The organism is Micromonospora sp. CNZ322, from assembly GCF_007827755.1.
Map to the genome: position 1 here is coordinate 46820 of NZ_VITD01000005.1, position 13515 is coordinate 60334.

Consider the following 13515-nt stretch of genomic DNA (forward strand, 5'->3'; position numbering starts at 1 on the left):
GCGAGTACCCGCGGCGGCCGAGGAGAAACGGCGCCGGTTTCCTCCGCCGGGCGGGCGTGACCGGCCGGCGGGCGGGTAACCGCCGCCGGTCGTCACCACATCGATGCCCGAGGGAGCCCACGCCATGGCGAGCTACGCCGACGTCCTGCAGTACCTGTCGAGCCTGGACTACCCGGCCGAGAAGGACGACGTGGTCCGCGAGGCCGAACGGGAGGGTGCCCCGCCGGACGTGTTGAAGGCGCTGCGCGCCCTGCCGCCGGTCGACTACGCCAACGGGACCGAGGTGGCCCGGTCGGCCGGGATCGAGGCGGCGCCCGAGGTCGGCCCCGCCCAGCGGGCCGAGCAGGCCCGGGACAAGCACAACCGGGTCTCGCAGCACCTGCGCGGCATCTGACCCGGCGGTGGCGCCCACCACCCCGGCCCGGGAGCGTCCCGAATGACCCAGACCGGCCCCGACCGGCCAGCGGACGTGCGTTTCCCGGCTGCGAAGCAGCTCGCCGTGGTGGCGGTGGTCGGCGTCATCGCCGGCTGCGTCTTCGCGCTGCTGCTGCCCCTGCCGCTCGCCGCGCTGGCCGGCTGGGACGTGGGCGCGCTGAGCTGGCTCGTGCTGGTCTGGCACAAGATCTGGCCGATGGACGCCGAGCGGACCGCCCGACTGGCCGTCCACGAGGACCCGAACCGGGCGATCCGGGACGTCCTGCTGCTCGTCGCCTGCCTGGCCAGTCTGCTGGCTGTCGGGCTGGTGGTGGCCAGCGCGCAGAGCGCGCCCCCCGGGATCGCCCGGGAGCTGCACAGCGGCGTGGGCGTGCTCAGCGTGGTGCTCTCCTGGTTCGTGGTGCACACCGTGTTCGCCGCCCGGTACGCCCGGATCTACTACACCGGCCCGGACGGCGGGGTGAACTTCAACCAGCCCGAACCGCCGCGCTACTCCGACTTCGCGTACGTCGCGTTCACCATCGGGACGACGTTCCAGGTCTCCGACACCAACCTGACCAGCAACGAGATGCGTCGTACGGTACTGCGCCACTCGATGGTGTCGTACCTGTTCGGCGCGTTCATCATCGCCGTGACCGTGAACCTGCTGGCGGGCCTGGCGCGGTGAGAGGGACTCAGCCGGCCGCGCGGTCCCCCGGAGCGTGACACGGGGGCGGGGCCGATCGAAGGGCCGGGACAGGCGGGCGCCCCTGGTCACGAACCGCGACCCAGGGCGCCACGCAAGCCTGCCCAGGCGGTGAACCGCATCCGAACCGGTCGCGGTCACCAGGCGGTGGAGGCCCGCCCGAACCGAGCGGCCAGCACTGCCGGGTCCAACCATACGGCAGAACATCCTCCGTTTGGTCAGAATTTGGGGAAGTGTGGGCCAGGGCACGTCACGGCCGACCGGTCACCTCCGCGTAGCGATGCTCCAGGTCGACCCGGGCCAAGGCCCCGACCAGCCAGGCCAACTGCTCGGACTCGCCGGTGGCCAGGCCGGCCAGGTCGTCCGCCGACCTGCCCAGCCCGAGCCGGCGCGCGGCAGCCAGCGCCCGCCGGTCGGCGACCGGGGCCACCTCCCGCCACAGCGCCTGCGCCTCGCGGAGAAACAGGTCGACCACCTGATCGTCCACGCCCGGAAGCTCGGCCAGCAGCGCCCGCTCCCGAACCGGGTCGTGGTGCGCCACAGCCCGCAACCGGCGCAGATCACCCCGGTACCGCTCGACCACCGTCCGAGCCAGGTCACCCAGCACAGCGGCCAGCGCGTCCACGTCACCGCGCTGGCCGCTGGCGCGCAGCACCCGGACCCGGTCCTCGTGCAGCGAACGCGCCAGCCGGGCCGCGCTGTCCCACCCCTCGTCGCGCACCGCCCGTGCCCCGTCCAACGCCCGCCGGAAGTCACCACGACGGGCCAGCAGCACCGACAGGTACAGCACCTGGAACAGGCTCGCCGGGTTGTTGGTCACCCGGAACCCGTACTGCTCGGCGAAGCCCCGGCCGCTACCGGCGAGCCGTCGCGCCAGGCGTTTACGGTCCTCCACGGGAGTGATCAAACTGGTCGCCATGCCGGCGACTACCCGCGCCACCGGGGGTCACACCGGCCGCACGTGCCCGTCACCCGTGCAGGCCGCCGGTGCGGTCGCGGGCCTTGAGGCGGGTCGTGGGCAGAGCGGGCGCCGGCAGCGGCGGCGCCGAATCCTCGGCGACCACACCGAAGCGCCCGTCGCCGGCCATCCAGTCCTCCCGGGCTGCGGCGATCTCCTCGTGCGACCGGCCCACGAAGTTCCACCACATCACCAACGGCTCCTCGAACGGCGTACCGCCCAGCAGCAGCAACCGGGCCCCGGCCCCGCCACGCACTGTCAGCTCCCGGCGGCCCGAGCCCAGATACAGCAGCGCCCCCGGCTCGAACCCGACCCCGGCCGCCTCCGCGGACCCGGACATCGCCAGCACGGCGTACTCGAAATCCGGCCGCAACGCCATCGTCGCCGGCGCCTCGCCGCCCAACTCCAGCTGCACCCCCACCAGCGGGGTGTGCACCACCGCCGGTGACCGCTCCCCGGCGAACTCGCCGACCAGCACTGTGACGTCCAGATCGCCGTCCCGCCAGCGCGGCAGGTCGGCGTGGTGCGCGAAGTCGGCCGCTCCGGCCCGCGCCGGGTCCGGCAGAGCCACCCAGAGCTGCACACCGTGCATCACCGGCGGATGAGTGGCCGGCGAGCGCTCCGAGTGGGCGATACCGTTCCCGGAGGTCATCACGTTCAGCTGGCCGGGCACGATCGGCTGCACGTTGCCGAGGCTGTCCCGGTGCAGAATCTCGCCGTCGAGCAGCCAGGTCACCGTCTGCAGCCCGGTGTGCGGGTGCGGCGGCACCTCCATACCGGGCCGCTGCGCCACATCGTCCGGGCCGAAATGATCCACGAAACACCACGCGCCGACCATCCGGCGGGCGCGCTGCGGAAGCAGCCGTCGCACCGTGGTGTACCGACCCAACGGCACGTCGTGGCCGGGCAACAACACACTGCCGGGATCGACGTCGGCCACGCCAGGCGGTCGGGTCTGCGCCAGCATTGATTCAGTACGCTCCACCGCCCGACTGTACGCGCACGCCCATTCGCGACCGCGGTGCTTCCAACCAGGGCGGCCGGGGTTCACCAGCTCGTGGCTGTGGGGGCTGGCGCCCGGCGTGGGTGGCGTCCGCGTGGGCTGGGCTGGCGTGGGCTGGCCCGGCGTGGGTTCACCGGTGGCTGGAGGAGACCAGCACGCTGTTGGCACCGGCGACCAGGTCCAGGTACAGGCGCTCCGCCGACCGGTCCCAACCCGGCGTACCCAGCACCGAGCCCGCGGCCACCCCATCCCAGCGGTCGTCGCGCACCACCACCGAGCCGGCACCAGCTCCCGCCCGAACCCGTACCGGAGTCTCCCCCGGGACCCGGACGTCGAGCTGGCTGGTCCCACCGGTGAGTCGTACGGTCAGGATGCTGCCGGGCCGGTCTGAGCGCGGGCCGGTGGGGTCGCCTGGGCGGGCAGGGGTGATCGGTGGCAGGAGAATCTCGGTACGGCTGGAACCACCTGCGAGCTCCACGCCCAGCAGCCGGGCCCGGGTCAGATCCAACACCTGACTGCTCACCCCGCCGACGAGGTGCAGACGCCAGGCGACCCGCTCGTTGAGCAACACCCGCACCGCCCGTGGCCCGCGCGTCCCGGACTCCACGAGGTCGAGCCGCACGGTCTCCCCCCGCACCGCCGGTCTGCCCGCCACACCCGAGCCGGCCGGGGTACTGATCCGGTACAGGTCATCGCCCAACTCGGCCACCCGCAGCTCGAACGAGGACAGCCCGTCCGCGAGCACGAAGGTGCCCTCCTGCCGACCCGCCAGCGGCGCTGTCAACGTTTGCTCGGCAGCAGCCCCGGCACCACCGCGGCGACCCTCAGCCGCGTCCGGATCAGCGACGCCCCCCGGACGGGCGCCGTCATCGGGGCGAGTGCCGTCCGGGCGAGTGCCGTCCGGGCGAGTGCCGTCGGGTTGGCCGGAGTAGGTCATGCCGAGGTGGTCGGGATCGGCAACGATCACGGCCACCGCTACCGCGCCCAGGAGCAACACGACGGCGGCAGCAGCCACCAACAGGCGAGCACCGGTGGACCACCGTCGCGGTGCGGCCTCACCGGACGGCTCCGACTCCGGTTCGCGATCCGCGCCGTACCCCACTGCGGCCATGCCTGTGTCCCTCCGCCGGTCCCCGTCCTGGGGTACGTACCCGCCGGCCGATCGGATCACTCGGCGCCGATCACGTCACTCCGCTACGTCGCCAACGCAGATCTTGGACAGTTTCCGTTCGCGCGGAACGGAACTGTCCAAGATCTACGAATAACCGCCGACCAGACGACGCCGTTGGCCTCCGCCAAGGACCTGTGAAGGGCGGCATCCCCCCAGCCCGGCGGCCAACGACCAGCGACCAAGGAACGAGGACGGCGACTGGTGAATGGTGAACGGCGACCAGCGACCGGCTAGAGCAGAAAGGCCGCTGGCCGGCACCCCGGGTTGCGGGTGCCGGCCAGCGGTCGGTGTCGTGCGGTGGTGCTTAGTGCGCTGGTTCTGCGATGGTGCTGTGACGCGGGTCAGCTGTTCCAGTACTGGCCGACCAGGTCGGCGGCCTGCTGCTCCCACTGGGCGTAGGCGTCCGGGTACGCCGACACCTGCACCGTCTGCGCGGCGTCGGTCAGCGGCATGTCCTGCCACCCGTCAACCTGCTTCAAGCCCTTGAGGAACGCGGTCGTCGAGTACTCCGGGTCGGTGATCTGCTCCGGCGTACCCCAACCCGAGCTCGGGCGCTGCTGGAACAGGCCCAGCGAGTCATGGTCGTTCCTGTCGCCCAGGTGACCCAGGTTCTCCAGCTTCGACTCCTGCAGGCTCGTCGCGATCGAGATGACCGCGGCCCGCTCCGGGAGACCGGCCTTCTTCGTGGCGGCGATGATCGCCTTCACGTTCGCGGTCTGCTCATCGTTCAGGCTGATCCGGGACTGCTCGCCCTCGGTGCCGTGCGGGATCAGCTTGCTGGTGTCGGGCTTGTCGGCCTGCACCGCTACCGCGACGGGCTTGGCGTCGACCGGATTGGCCACGTGGGCGATCGGACCGGCGAAGACACCACCGGCGAACGCGAGACCAGCAACGGACAGCATGCTCTTACGGAAGATCGTGTTCATCAGGGGTAGCTCCTTCGGGGGTAGGACACCCGACCACCAGGGGGCGGCGGCAGGGTGTGAGCACCTCGTCCGGCGCTGCACAAACAAAGGGGGAAAGAGTTTGGGGGGGTGACGCCCTGTCGGGCGCCGGGCGGCGACCTAGCGAGCGGGGGGCTCGTGGCGCCGGGTCCTGTGTAACGACCGGGGGGCCGGGGGCATTCCGGGGTTGGCCCATCTGCCGGCACCCTCATCGTGGCGGTGCCTGCGGTCGTTTGCTGGGGGTTGTAACGACCGGGGGACCGAGGTCATTCCGGGGTTGGCCCACCCGTCGGCACCCTCATCGTGGCGGTGCCTGCGGTCGTTCGTGGGGACTGCAACGACCGGGTGGAGGCTGGCATTCCGGCCTGCGCGACCAGCCCTCAGGGGTCGGGCGGCGGGTCGGTGGTACTGCGATCGTCAGGGTATGTAACGACCCCGACCCCGCCATGATTCCAGCCCACGGGTGCGCCCGGTCACCACCCACAAACCCCCACCAACGGACAAACCACCCACGCAACGCCGGGCTCGCAGGGCCGAACCGGGCCTCACCGGGTGATCCACTCGGGTTCACGGAAGTCGGGGCATCCGGGACTCCGGGACACCGCGACATCCAGGAACCCGAGTCGATCACGAATGAAGCGACCGGCCCACAACACCCAATGCCGTCAACGTTCACGCGCCGGTCGGCCGGCGGGAAGGGCGGACGGAGGCGAGCGGGCGCTACGGGGCGGCTATTGGCCTGTCAGGCGGGAGCGCACCTTTTCGGCGCAGGCGTCCAGAGCCGTCTGCGCGTCCAGCCCGAGGCTTTCGATGGCCACCAACGCGGTGAAGGCGACGTCGGCCAACTCCGCCGCGACGTCCTCGCGGGTGTGGGTGACACCCTTGCGCGGATTCTGCCCGAGCAGACCGATCCAGGCAGCCGAGGCCTCTCCCGCCTCCTCGGTGAGCTTGAGGATGCGGCAGGTCAGCTCGGTCTGCCCGGTGCCGTTCGCCGCGTCCAGCCAGCCGCGTGACGCTCGGGCCGCCGCCCAGATCGACTCGTCCACGACGACCAGTCAACCCGATCGGCCCACCGGCCCGAACGACCGGGTACGGCTGGACAATCGTGTTGACCGGCGGATCAGCGAACCCATTGACACTGGTCGACGGCGGTTCTAGGTTCAGGACGCTACCGGCCGGTAGGCAACCGTCCCGCTGGTCGCCCCCGGGCGACAACCGTCCGATGGGGAGCATCGATGCTGTCCACACCCGTTCGTACCCTCCGCCGCCTGCTCGCCGCCGCTGCGACGCTGACCCTCGCGGTCGGACTGGCCGGTGCCGCGCCGGCCAGCGCCACCGGTCGCGACGCGAGGGGCGGCGAGCCGCTGCCCGGCTACACCATCGAGAATCCGCCGTTGGCGCCGCTGGTCGTGGGCGGCAAGCCGACGACGGTACGCCAGGGCGTGCACCGCCACGCCGGGTACCTCATCGAGGTCCCCGCCCGGTGGAACGGCGACCTGGTGCTGTGGGCACACGGCTACCGCGGCCAGGGCACTGTGCTCTCGCCGGAACCGCCGGCGTTCGGGCTGCGCCAGCGCCTGTTGGAGCAGGGGTACGCCTGGGCGTCGTCCTCGTACGACCGCAACGGCTTCGACATCCGCTCCGGGGTGCTGGGGACGAAGGATCTCGCCGACCACTTCGGGCGGACGGTCCGCCGGCCGCAGCACACGTACGTCGCCGGGGTGTCGATGGGCGGGTACGTCATCGGGCGTTCACTTGAGCAGTACCCCGGCTTCTACGACGGCGCGTTGCCGATGTGCGGTGTGCTCGGTGACCAGACGCTGCTCGACTTCTACCTGGACTACAACCTGGTCGCCCAGGCGCTCGCCGGGGTGCCGGCCTATCCCACGCCGGCTGACTATCTGACCAACGCGGTGCCCCGCATCCAGGTGGCGCTCGGCCTGGCCGGGCTGACCCCCACCGGGCCGGACACCACCACCGAGCGGGGCAAGCAGCTGCGGGCGATCACGGTGAACCGTTCGGGCGGGCCGCGTCCGGGAGCCGACGCCGCGTTCGCGGTTTGGAAGGACTTCCTCTTCTCCATCAGCGTGCCCACCGGGAGCGGCAACTCCCCCGCCCAGCGGCCCGGTCAGCTGTCCACCAACCTGCTCACCCGCTACACCCCGAACAGCCCGGTGAACGTCAACGCGACAGTGCAGCGGGTCGCCCCGGAGAACCTGCGGCAGCGGCTCCTGCCGACGCTGACCGAGGTGCCGCAGATCGTCGGCCGCCCGACCGCGCCGGTGCTCAGCCTGCACGGCCTCGGCGACCTGTTCGTACCGTTCAGCATGGAGCAGGCGTACGCCACCGACGTGGCGCGGCACGGTCGCAGCAGGCTGGTGGTTCAGCGGGCGATCCGGGCCACGCAGCACTGCGAGTTCACCCCGGCGGAGGCCGGCGCCGCCTGGGACGACCTGGTGTCCTGGGTACGCACCGGCAAGCGCCCGGCCGGCGACACCGTGACCGACCCGGCGGTGGTGGCCCGGCCCGACTACGGCTGCCGGTTCAGCGACCGGGACGCGTACGCGGCCGGGGTCGGTACCCGCCGCCTCTACCCGGCCTGCTGAGGTACGCGGACACGAAGAACCGGCCGGCTCCCGTCGAAGGGAGCCGGCCGGTCTCGTGTGCGGGTGTCACCAGAGCTGCTGGACGATGTCCGCCGCCTGCTCCTCCCACTGCGCGTACGCGTACGGGAAGGCGGAGACCTGCACGGTCTGCGCGGCGGTGGTCAGCGGCAGGTCCTGCCAGCCGCCGACGTTCTTGAGTGCGGTGAAGAACGCCGTGGCGGCGTACTCCGGGTCGGTGATCTGGTCGGGCGTGCCCCAACCGGACGACGGACGCTGCTGGAACAGGCCCTGCGAGTCGTGGTCGTTGTACGCGCCGAGGTGGCCGAGGTTGTACAGCTTCGACTCCTGCAGCGAGGTGGCGATGCCGATCACCGCACCCCGGTCACCGACGCCGGTCTTCTTGGCGGCGTCGACGATGGCCCGGGCGTTGGCCAGCTGCGCGTCGTCGAGCGGTACGCGCGACTGCGCGCCCTCGATGCCGTGCGGGATCAGCTGGGCTCGACTCGGCTTGCCGGCCGGCGGCTTGCCGGTGGCGGAGCCGGTGGTCAGGCCCGACTCGACGGGCTGCTCATCCTGGCGTGCCGAGGTGGCGGCCTTGCCGGTGGCGAGGTCGATGGCGGCGACGGCGCCCTGGTGCGGTCCGGAGGTGACCGGGGCGGCGGCTGCGGTCGGCGCGAGCGCCAAACCGCCGAGGGCGGCAACACCCGCCACGCTCAGCGCGGTCTTGCGGTACGAGTCCTTAGCGATGGCGGGGAGCCATCGAGTGAAGTCGGCCTTCACGATGGTTGCCCTTTCGATCGTGCGAAGCGCTCCGGGGTGAACGCTCCTCGGGAGATGACCGCGGAAAAGGGTTTGGGCTCCGGCGGTACGGGGGACACAACCGGGTTCACCTGTCGGACATTCCGGAATTGCCCGAGGCTCGGCCCGGTGCGGTCCCGGTCACGTGCAGGGTCGGACATGGCGGCCCTGCCGACATCAGGCCAGACAGCCGTGACGCAGGGTGTTTTGGGAGCAAAGGGGCCAGGCAGGCTGATGGGAGGCGGGCAGCTAGCGGTTACCGTGAGCGGGCTGTCCAGGCCAGCACGGTCGGTTGAGGTAGCCGTGCGGCTCGCCCCAGCGGACGAGACTCAGCTGTCGCCGTCACCTTCGGGCTCCGCATCTCGCGTCCCGACGCCCTCGTCCGGAGTGAGGAGTTCCTGGAAGATGGTGATCTGGAGCCCGGCGGGGGCGTCGAGGCGGGAGTTGAGTGACTGCCACGGCGTACGCGTCGGCGGCGCGATCTCGCTCGCACCGGCGGCCACCAGTCGGGCGGTCGTCGCCTCCGTGTCGTCCACCTCGAAGGCCACCCGGATCCGCGGCGCGACCTGGCGACCCACCTCGACCTCGTCGATCAGGCGTTTCTGGGCGGGGTTGGCGATCTCCAGGGTGGCGCGGCCGGCGTCCAGGATCACCACCCGGGCATCCCCCTCGCCGCTGAACGCCGCCTCCTCCGGCAGGCCCAGCGCGTCGCGAAAGAACGCGACGGCGGCCTCGTGGTCGGCGGCCTCCACCACGAGGCGCAGCTGACGGACGGCGGGGGCGGGCGAGTCGGCGGCCATGAACGGGATCCTAGCGGCGCGACCGGGGCTAGGTTGGGACCGTCCAGGAGGGAGCGAGGATGGTCGAGGCAGTGAGTGACGACGCGTACCTGCTGAACCCGGTCGGCCGGGTCGCCTCGTCGCTGACCGACGCGGCGAGCGCACCACGGCAGGGCGACGAGGGCGCGCCGACGGCGTGGCTGGTCTTCGACCCGCAGGTCGAGCGGGCCGTGCGTGACCTGCGGGTCGGCACGGAAATGCTGCTGCTGACCTGGTTGGACCGTGCCCGGCGCGACGTGCTCGCGGTGCACCCACGCGGCGACGAGAACCGTCCGGAGACCGGGGTGTTCAGCACCCGCTCACCGCACCGGCCCAACCCGATCGGGCTGCACCGGGTGCGAGTCCTGGCGGTGGACGGGCTGCGCGTCGAGGTGGCCGACCTGGAGGCCCTCGACGGCACCCCGATCCTGGACGTCAAACCGGTGCTGGGCGCGGCCGACGAACGCTGAAGCCCGTCGACCACGCCAAAGCGCCAACAGACCGTCAACCAATGCCAGCACGTCAGCAGGCCGACTCGTCAGCCTGACCTGAGACGCCCGCAGGGGTCAGTGGCCGCGGTCCAGCCACTCCTGCAGGTGCGGGGCCTCCGCGCCGATCGTCGTGTCGTCGCCGTGGCCGGTGTGCACGACCGTCTCCGCGGGAAGGGTCAGCAGGCAGGTGCGGATGGACCGGACGATGGTGTCGAAGTCGCTGTACGAGCGGCCCGTAGCGCCCGGGCCACCGGCGAAGAGCGTGTCGCCGGTGAACACCGCGCCCAGCTCCGGCGCGTGGAAGCTGCACGCGCCGGGGCTGTGCCCGGGTGTGTGCAGCACCCGCAGCGTGGTGCCGCCCACCTCGATGCTCTGCCCGTCGTGCAGCTCGCCGTTGGGCGGCAGGTGCGGGTGGACCATGTCCCAGAGGACCCGGTCGGCGGCATGCAGCAGCACCGGCGCGCCGGTGGCCTCGGCCAGCTCGGGCGCCACCCGGACATGATCGTCGTGGGCGTGGGTGGCCAGGATCGCCCGGACCTGCCGGTCGCCCACCAGGGCGAGGATCGCCGCCACGTCGTGCGGCGCGTCCAGGACGACGCACTCGCGGTCGTCACCGATCACCCAGACGTTGTTGTCCACGTCGAAGGTCTGCCCGTCCAGGGAGAACGTGCCCGAGGTGACCGCGTGGTCGACGCGGGCGGTCACGGGAACACCACCACCGAGCGGAGCACGTCGCCGTGGTGCATCCGGTCGAAGGCGTTCTCGACCTGGTCGAGGGCGATCTCCTCGGTGACGAACGCGTCCAGGTCGAGCCGGCCCTGCAGGTACAGCTCGGTGAGCATCGGGAAGTCCCGGCTGGGCAGGCAGTCGCCGTACCAACTGGACTTGAGGGCGCCGCCACGTCCGAAGACGTCCAGCAGCGGCAGCTCGATCTGCATCTGCGGGGTCGGTACGCCGACCAGCACCACAGTGCCGGCCAGGTCGCGAGCGTAGAACGCCTGCTTCCACGTCTCCGGTCGGCCCACCGCATCGATCACCACGTCGGCGCCGAAGCCACCGGTGGCGGCACGGATCGCCTCGACCGGGTCGGTCTCTGAGGCGTTCACGGTGTGCGTGGCACCGAACTTGCGGGCCCAGTCGAGCTTGCGGCTGTCGGTGTCCACAGCGACGATCGTGGTGGCGCCGGCGAGGAGCGCACCGGCGACCGCCGCGTCCCCGACGCCCCCGCAGCCGATCACCGCGACCGAGTCGCCCCGGGTGACGTTTCCGGTGTTCATCGCCGCACCCAGCCCGGCCATCACCCCGCAGCCCAGTAGACCCACGGCGGCCGGTCGGGCCGCCGGGTCGACCTTGGTGCACTGCCCGGCGTGCACCAGGGTCTTCTCGGCGAACGCGCCGATGCCCAGCGCCGGGGCGAGTTCGGTGCCGTCGGTGAGGGTCATCCGCTGGGTGGCGTTGTGGGTGTTGAAGCAGTACCAGGGCCGCCCCCGACGGCAGGCGCGGCACACCCCGCAGACCGCCCGCCAGTTCAGCACCACGAAATCGCCCGGGGCGACGTCGGTGACGCCCTCGCCGACCTGCTCCACGATGCCCGCCGCCTCGTGACCGAGCAGGAACGGGTAGTCGTCGTTGATGCCACCCTCGCGGTAGTGCAGATCGGTGTGGCAGACCCCGCACGACTGAATCCGGACGATCGCCTCACCGGGCCCGGGATCGGGCACCACGATGGTGGTGACCTCGACCGGCGCGCCCTTGCTGCGGGAGATAACTCCCCGGACTTCCTGGCTCACTTCGCCTCCTGCTGGTGGTCTGCGGCAGGGGCCGGGCGCCGGGTGGGCGGGTGTGCCACGGGCTCGGCGGTGGGCCCCCGGCGAACCTACCGCGACCACCACGGCCAGCCCAGCCGGCCCGGCGGGTTATCGCGGGCGGTCCGGGGTACGCGGGCCGCATTCGACAACGGCCGACGGGAGTGACAATGAAATCCGCGCACCTGCCACTGCGGGTCAGTATCGGCGCGTACTTTCTCAACTCGGGTCTTGGTAAGCGCACTCTGGAGGGCACCGCCGCGGAGGGCTTGCACGGGATGGCGGTCGCCGCCATGCCCCAGCTCGGTCAGTTGGAGCCGGCGCGCTTCGCCAAGCTGCTGTCGTACTCGGAGATTGTCCTGGGGGCCGCGTTGATCGCGCCGTTCGTCCCGGCGCCCCTGGTCGGGCTCGGCCTGACCGCGTTCGGCGCGGGTCTGGTGCAGCTGTACCTGAAGACGCCGGGGATGCGCGAGCCCGGCAGCATCCGCCCGACCCAGCAGGGCGCGGGGTTGGCCAAGGACGTCTGGCTGGTGGGCGCGGGGCTGACCCTGGTGCTGGAGGGGCTGACGCACGGGCGTCGGCGCGGCTGACCGCGGGCGGCCTGAGGAGCTGCGGTGAGCCAGCCTCGGTCGGTGCGGCCGTTCTACCGGCCGATGCGGCCACGTCGTCGTGACGAGCCGCACCGGGCGGCCACGCCGCTGGAACTCTTCTTCGACCTGTGCTTCGTGGTGGCCGTGTCGCAGGCCGCCACCAACCTGCACCACGCCGTCTCCGAGGACCAGCTCGTCCACGCGCTGACCAGGTACCTGACGGTTTTCTTCGCGATCTGGTGGTCGTGGATGAACTTCACCTGGTTCGCCTCGGCCTACGACACCGACGACGACCTCTACCGGATCGCGACGCTGGTCCAGATCGCCGGCGCGTTGATCATCGCCGCCGGCGTGCCACGGGCGTTCACCGACGGCGATTTCAGCGTCATCACGTACGGCTACGTGGTGATGCGGATCGCGCTCGTCGTGCAGTGGTGCCGGGCCGCCGCCGGTGACCCGGCGCACCGCCAGGCAGCCCGGCGGTACGCAATCGGCGTCACCGTCGTCCAGCTCGGTTGGCTGCTCCGGCTGGCCCTGCCGCCGAGTTGGGGAACCGCGGCGTTGCTGCTGCTGGTCGTGGCCGACCTGCTGGTGCCGGCGGTGGCCGAGCGGCCGGGCATGACCCCGTGGCATCCGCGACATATCACCGAGCGGTACGGGCTGTTCACCCTGATCGTGCTCGGTGACGTGGTGCTGGCGACGTCGGTGGCCATCCAGACCGGGGTGGATGCCGGCGACCGTCAGCTCTGGTCGCTGGCGGCGGCGGCCACCGTGATCGTGTTCGCCCTGTGGTGGCTTTACTTCGATCGGCCCATCGAGGCGCCCGGCCGGCTGCCGTACTCGCTGGTCTGGGGCTACGGCCATTACCTGATCTTCGCGGCGGTAGCCGCGGTCGGCGCGGGTCTGAGCGTTTCGGTGGACCACGAGCGGCACCTGGCGCACATCTCGGAGAGGACCGCCGGGTACGCGGTGGCCGTTCCGATCGCCGTCTTCCTGCTCACCGTCTGGGTCCTGCACGTACGTCGGCAGCAGCACGGCGCGGTGGTCGTCGCCTTCCCGGTCGTCGCGCTGCTGGCACTGCTCGCACCGCTCGGTCCGGCACCGGTGTACGCGATGGCGGCGCTGCTGGTCGCCCTCGTGGCGTTGACCATCCTGTGGCGCCGCCGCGACGTGGGATCGAGCGCGACGGTGACCGACCCGGCCTGAGCCGC

Annotated in this window: 14 protein-coding genes and 2 pseudogenes; 6 read left to right on the forward strand and 10 right to left on the reverse strand. The window is 71.7% G+C overall.

Annotation, left to right across the window (positions count from 1 at the left end; all coding sequences use genetic code 11):
• Positions 1-124: 124 nt before the first annotated feature.
• Together FB453_RS14120 and FB453_RS14125 are read left to right on the forward strand one after the other, a co-directional pair.
• A complete protein-coding gene (locus FB453_RS14120) occupies positions 125-394 on the forward strand; it encodes a DUF2795 domain-containing protein (protein WP_112587651.1) in 270 nt (89 codons plus the stop codon).
• A 42-nt stretch (positions 395-436) separates the two neighbouring features.
• Positions 437-1102: a DUF1345 domain-containing protein gene (locus FB453_RS14125; protein WP_112587653.1), complete on the forward strand. Its 666-nt coding sequence runs from the start codon at positions 437-439 to the stop codon at positions 1100-1102.
• 268 nt (positions 1103-1370) lie between these two features.
• Here the strand turns inward: FB453_RS14125 and FB453_RS14130 are convergent, their stop codons facing one another.
• The 5 genes from FB453_RS14130 to FB453_RS14150 all read right to left on the reverse strand — a co-directional run bounded on the left by FB453_RS14130 (position 1371) and on the right by FB453_RS14150 (position 6242).
• Positions 1371-2039: a hypothetical protein gene (locus tag FB453_RS14130; RefSeq protein WP_112640477.1), complete on the reverse strand. Its 669-nt coding sequence runs from the start codon at positions 2037-2039 to the stop codon at positions 1371-1373.
• Between the two features lie 49 nt (positions 2040-2088).
• Complete coding sequence (locus FB453_RS14135) at positions 2089-3063, reverse strand: pirin family protein (protein ID WP_112587655.1); 975 nt, start codon at positions 3061-3063, stop codon at positions 2089-2091.
• A gap of 148 nt (positions 3064-3211) precedes the next feature.
• Entirely contained in the window at positions 3212-4192 is a 981-nt protein-coding gene (locus FB453_RS14140; protein WP_486480264.1) for a hypothetical protein, read from the reverse strand.
• Between the two features lie 401 nt (positions 4193-4593).
• Entirely contained in the window at positions 4594-5178 is a 585-nt protein-coding gene (locus tag FB453_RS14145) for a hypothetical protein (RefSeq protein ID WP_145790474.1), read from the reverse strand.
• Positions 5179-5927: 749 nt separating this feature from the next.
• Positions 5928-6242 (reverse strand): MazG-like family protein, encoded by a 315-nt coding sequence (locus FB453_RS14150; protein ID WP_145790476.1) that lies wholly within the window; start codon positions 6240-6242, stop codon positions 5928-5930.
• A gap of 189 nt (positions 6243-6431) precedes the next feature.
• Between FB453_RS14150 and FB453_RS14155 the strand changes: the two genes are divergently transcribed.
• The gene (locus FB453_RS14155) at positions 6432-7802 is read left to right on the forward strand and encodes a hypothetical protein (protein WP_145790478.1); all 1371 of its coding nucleotides are present in this window, start codon (positions 6432-6434) and stop codon (positions 7800-7802) included.
• A 66-nt stretch (positions 7803-7868) separates the two neighbouring features.
• On the opposite strand, the pseudogene FB453_RS34850 reads toward FB453_RS14155, so the two are convergent.
• The 3 genes and pseudogenes from FB453_RS34850 to FB453_RS14165 all read right to left on the reverse strand — a co-directional run.
• Positions 7869-8309, reverse strand: a pseudogene (locus FB453_RS34850) (hypothetical protein); the annotation flags it as partial.
• An 80-nt stretch (positions 8310-8389) separates the two neighbouring features.
• Positions 8390-8582: pseudogene (locus tag FB453_RS34855) on the reverse strand (hypothetical protein); the annotation flags it as partial.
• A gap of 347 nt (positions 8583-8929) precedes the next feature.
• Positions 8930-9400, reverse strand: coding sequence for a VOC family protein (locus FB453_RS14165; RefSeq protein ID WP_145790482.1), 471 nt, complete (start codon positions 9398-9400; stop codon positions 8930-8932).
• A 59-nt stretch (positions 9401-9459) separates the two neighbouring features.
• Here FB453_RS14165 and tsaA point away from each other — a divergent pair, with 59 nt between their 5' ends.
• Positions 9460-9888 carry a tRNA (N6-threonylcarbamoyladenosine(37)-N6)-methyltransferase TrmO gene (tsaA, locus tag FB453_RS14170; protein WP_145790484.1) on the forward strand — a complete coding sequence of 143 codons (429 nt, stop codon included), beginning with the start codon at positions 9460-9462 and terminating at the stop codon, positions 9886-9888.
• A 96-nt stretch (positions 9889-9984) separates the two neighbouring features.
• Here the strand turns inward: tsaA and FB453_RS14175 are convergent, their stop codons facing one another.
• A complete protein-coding gene (locus tag FB453_RS14175; RefSeq protein ID WP_091406551.1) occupies positions 9985-10614 on the reverse strand; it encodes an MBL fold metallo-hydrolase in 630 nt (209 codons plus the stop codon).
• Positions 10611-11699: an S-(hydroxymethyl)mycothiol dehydrogenase gene (locus tag FB453_RS14180; RefSeq protein WP_091406553.1), complete on the reverse strand. Its 1089-nt coding sequence runs from the start codon at positions 11697-11699 to the stop codon at positions 10611-10613. Before FB453_RS14180 ends, FB453_RS14175 begins: the two co-directional genes overlap by 4 nt.
• A gap of 185 nt (positions 11700-11884) precedes the next feature.
• Here FB453_RS14180 and FB453_RS14185 point away from each other — a divergent pair, with 185 nt between their 5' ends.
• Together FB453_RS14185 and FB453_RS14190 are read left to right on the forward strand one after the other, a co-directional pair.
• Positions 11885-12304 carry a DoxX family membrane protein gene (locus FB453_RS14185; RefSeq protein ID WP_145790486.1) on the forward strand — a complete coding sequence of 140 codons (420 nt, stop codon included), beginning with the start codon at positions 11885-11887 and terminating at the stop codon, positions 12302-12304.
• Between the two features lie 24 nt (positions 12305-12328).
• The gene (locus FB453_RS14190) at positions 12329-13510 is read left to right on the forward strand and encodes a low temperature requirement protein A (protein ID WP_222431347.1); all 1182 of its coding nucleotides are present in this window, start codon (positions 12329-12331) and stop codon (positions 13508-13510) included.
• Positions 13511-13515: the final 5 nt, after the last annotated feature.